The organism is Thiolapillus sp., assembly GCF_048562965.1.
Lineage (GTDB): Bacteria > Pseudomonadota > Gammaproteobacteria > Chromatiales > Chromatiaceae > Thiolapillus > Thiolapillus brandeum_A.
In genome coordinates this window covers 1-3,953 of record NZ_JBHNMF010000311.1, presented here as the reverse complement: position 1 = coordinate 3,953, position 3,953 = coordinate 1, and the positions used below count along the sequence as shown (strand labels likewise).

At 56.3% G+C, this 3,953-nt stretch carries 2 protein-coding genes; both read right to left on the bottom strand.

The genetic code is table 11. From position 1 onward, the window contains the following. A partial coding sequence (locus ACOCD2_RS13850; protein WP_419596165.1) for an RNA-binding domain-containing protein occupies positions 1–1,029 on the bottom strand: 1,029 nt, incomplete at its 3' end. Between the two features lies 1 nt (position 1,030). Further along, positions 1,031–3,832 carry a TrlF family AAA-like ATPase gene (locus tag ACOCD2_RS13845; RefSeq protein ID WP_293652560.1) on the bottom strand — a complete coding sequence of 934 codons (2,802 nt, stop codon included), beginning with the start codon at positions 3,830–3,832 and terminating at the stop codon, positions 1,031–1,033. Between the last annotated feature and the right edge of the window lie 121 nt (positions 3,833–3,953).

Below are 3,953 nucleotides of genomic sequence, written 5' to 3'. Positions count from 1 at the left end.
TTCGGGCGTCATCGTATTGGGCAACATTCCCGGCGTGTACAGTTCCAACCGATCATCAAACAACCGCAAACGCACCTTGGCGCCCGCCATCGAGTAATCCCGGTGCGCCACCGCATTGGTTGCCGCTTCGAAAACGGCCAACATGTCATACTGCGGCAAATCTTCACGCCCGCCTTTCGAGTCCTTTCGGGCACCCATCTGCATATTTTTGCGCACGAAATCACAAGCCTCAAAAATCTGCTGATCCAATGGCCCTGTAATGTCCAAGGCATCACGCTGGTAAGCCGATTCCATTTGTGGCTCGATACTCACGCCTTGATATGCCACAGCCTGAATGAAGGCACCCGGCAGAAAACGTTCAGGTTCCTTACAAGCCAGCAGCACGCCGGCCACCGTGGGACGCCACCTGCCGGCATTATCTTGCGTAGCCATGGCGAGTTTGGCGAGCCATTGTTCCGGCTCGTCCGTCGAATGCGGCGTACCGAACCTGCGCCATAGTGCTTCATCAAGGTCATCGAAAGCCGCCTGCGGCACAGGCGTCTCATCGAAGCGAATCAGCCGTGCCTGGCTACGTTGCTGAAAAAGCCGCGCCAATTGATCGGGGGGGATCTGTCGTTTCGACGATCCCACCCGATGAAAATATCCGCCGGGGCTTTGGTGGACAAACAGGCTGGGCGGTACGTCAATGCGGATCACCGGTTGATCCGTTCCCGCGCTGTCCGGCAGAGTCAGGCGTTCAATGATCGGGGCCAATGGAGGCTTGGCCGAATCTTCACAGGCCTGACGCACCAGAGCCTCGACCATATCGAGCCTGTCAACCGGAATCCCTAGTGCCTCTCGGGTTGTATCATGTACACCAAGCACCAATACCCCACCGTGGCTATTGGCGAAAGCGGCCAATTCATCTGCAAGATCATTTTGCTCAGGGCCGCGGATCTTGCCGCCAGCAAAGCGCACCTCTTTCAATTCCAGGTAGCTGTCTTCACCCAGGCGGATTTTCCCCAGCAATTCACTACGGGTCGCAAACATGTCAGACTTCCCTCCCCAATCGTGCCCAGCGGTGTGCAAGTGCGGTGCGACCACCTTCCATAACGTCACATACTTCGTTTCTTACCTCTTTATCTTGCAATGCCCCGCGTTCAGTAACTCGACACTGACCACCGCGAAATGCAAAGGCATGAACCATCTCGGCATCGCCGTTGACTACCACATTCGGGTTATGCGTCACGATAATCAACTGCCGACGCAACTTGTTTTCCCGAATCTGGCGCACAATCAACTCATAAATCAGATGGTTGTCCAGATCATCCTCGGGCTGATCGAGGATCAGTGGTTCATCACCGAATGCAAGCAGAAAGGCCAGCAATGCCGCTGATCGCTGACCTTGGGATCCCTGCGTGATAGCTGTCCAGTCACGGCCATCACCACTGCGGCTGTACTCAATACGCAGGTCATCCTCCGGAAACCAGCAACGAACATGATCTGCGAACTCGGGTTTCTCAAGTTTGCGCTGCAGGTAGTTATGGAAATGTCCACCGAAACCCGCTGCGTTCTGTATTAACCGGTCCTTTATCTTTTCCAGGGTTGCATCACGATCCGCTGCCGCAGAGAGTTCAAACGCCAGTCCACTTGCTGGCTCACCGTTTTCGAACAGCAGAATGTCATTACCGAACCGGTCATCCTGTGCATCAAGCAATTCCCGTAGACTCTGTTCAATGGCCCGGGCATCGAAGCCAAAGGGAACCACTTCCATGCGCACAAATTCGTTGGTCTCCAGGGTATCTTTTACGAAGCTGTCACGCGCCTCGGCAATGGCCTTGCGTGCCTCAATGACACGCTGAAACTGGGCCTTGGATTCTGATTGCAGCCTCTCCTGATCCTTCTGCACCTGATCAAGCGCTTTAATCTGCCCTTCGAGCTGCTGACGCTCCTGCACCAGTTGTCCAAAGGCCTGGGGGTCTGCCACGCCCTGCTGGGCAAGTGTCGTCTGCAGTGCTTCGTAGTCGGCCTGCGCCTGATCGGCGCGTTGACGCCACTGCAGGAGAATCTCGTCCCGATTCAGTACTTGTGCCTTGTCAGTCAATCCCTGCGCAACACCTTGAAGTGCTTTGCGCGCCTCGGCCAGTGATCGCTCGGCGTTGGATCGCCACTTCAGAATTTCTGCATCCTGCGCAGGATCGAAGATACCGTCCGGCCAATCATCGAGCAGCAATTCCTGCATCAAGGATTCGATGCGCCCGGGCATCGCCTGCAACTGCCTCAAGGTTCCATCAATTTCGCGACGCTGGCGCAATGCCCGCTGGTGAGATTTCAACACCTCTGCATGATGCGACTGCGTAAATGCTTCGAGCTTGTGTACGAGATCGGCAAGTTTTCTTTCCAGCTCGGGCCGTTCTTTCAATCGTCCGCCTAGCTCTCGCAACCTGGCCTGTTGCGAAAACCAGCTTCGCTTCGCCTCCTCAAGGGTACGGTGCTTCTCACCAATATTGGCGGCCTCATCGATGACATCGAGCAATGCCTGCCGGCTGTCGCCGGCCATGGCCGCAATCTGCCCTTGTGAGAACAATCGGATCGGAAAACGCTCGGCATTAATCGTCTGACTGGCGGATGTAGCCCACTGTCCTCCATTCCCCCTTTCCTCTACAACCACACCTCGTCCGTCCTGTCGCCAACGCAGCCTGTGAGCGACACCTTCTCGCATCATCTCCAGACAGATTTCGGTGTTATCCCGTAGCGCGCCCTCCCCGTCACGGCCACTAACAACCTTGCGAAAGTGTTCGAACTGGCGTCGGGGTTCACTGTCTTCACCAAGGCGCTGTAAATCACCATCTCGCCGGCTGGCCAGCCGCATTGCGTGGATCACCGTGGACTTGCCGGTACCTCGCCCCCCAATCAGGGCATTGTAATAGGGTGTAAAAGAAAGGTGTTCCGGGCTACCGTTGCCCATGAAACGGGCATTTTCAATCTCGATGCCTGTAATGAAATGCGCTGGTGTATCAAAAGGCTCAAAGCCTCCCTCGTCGCTGCGGCGCACCGAAATACCGTTGCCATCAAGCAGCGCCAAATGCAGGCCTTCGATCGTGGGGCTCGCCATCTTGATCCAGGTATACCGTGAGCCGGGCACGGCATCGCCCTGAAAACTGTGGCAGTCGCTACCCACCACACGGGCCAGTGGTCGAGCGAGCTTTTTAACAGCCTGCGGGTAAAAGCTGTTCAGGTCACACCACTCCACCGCTAGCAGGCCTTCTACCTCCAAGGCCTGTTTGACCGTGTTGGCTGACAAGGCGCACTGCTGCGTGCCGGCGTTAACTCGTAGCAGGCCTTTGTCGGCATCGGCATGGGCAGGAATCGGGATTGCGCCGGCCCGCATAACTTCGGCAATTACCTCGGCCACTGATTTGTTGGTCTCGCCGTCGCTGTCGCCCTTGGTGCCGGTATAGCCTACTGCGCCTCGCAGGCTATCGATGTCGCTAGTCGTGGCCTCAGGGCCGAAAATGGCAAGCACATGCACCCCGCCGTTAGCGGAGATCTCCATCCCCGGGAATAACGTTAACTCGCGAAAGTCTGCAGGTGGATTCCCGTTATCGGCCTGCTGTTTCATCTCGGCATAGGTGGCCTTGAGTGGGTCGATCCATTCGCCGCTGTTGTGATCGGTCACCGCCATACAATCAATGTCTGCTGCCATGAATTTGAGCAGCCACTCCTCATGTGAGAGCTGAAGATCCTGCCTCGCCCAGGGCGTATCGGTTGATGCCGGCGTGTGGGTATGAAAATCGAATTTCCACCAGCAAGAGCCTGGCCAGGGCCAGTCCTGTTGCACACTGTTTGTCATGATGATTTACCCTCCGCCCGCTCGTGGGCTGTTTTCTTTTCGGCATTCGTCAGATGTACATTGTTAACCCGCTCACCCGTGAACTTGCCGTTTCTCCAGAACCAGGGGAACTGATCCTGGT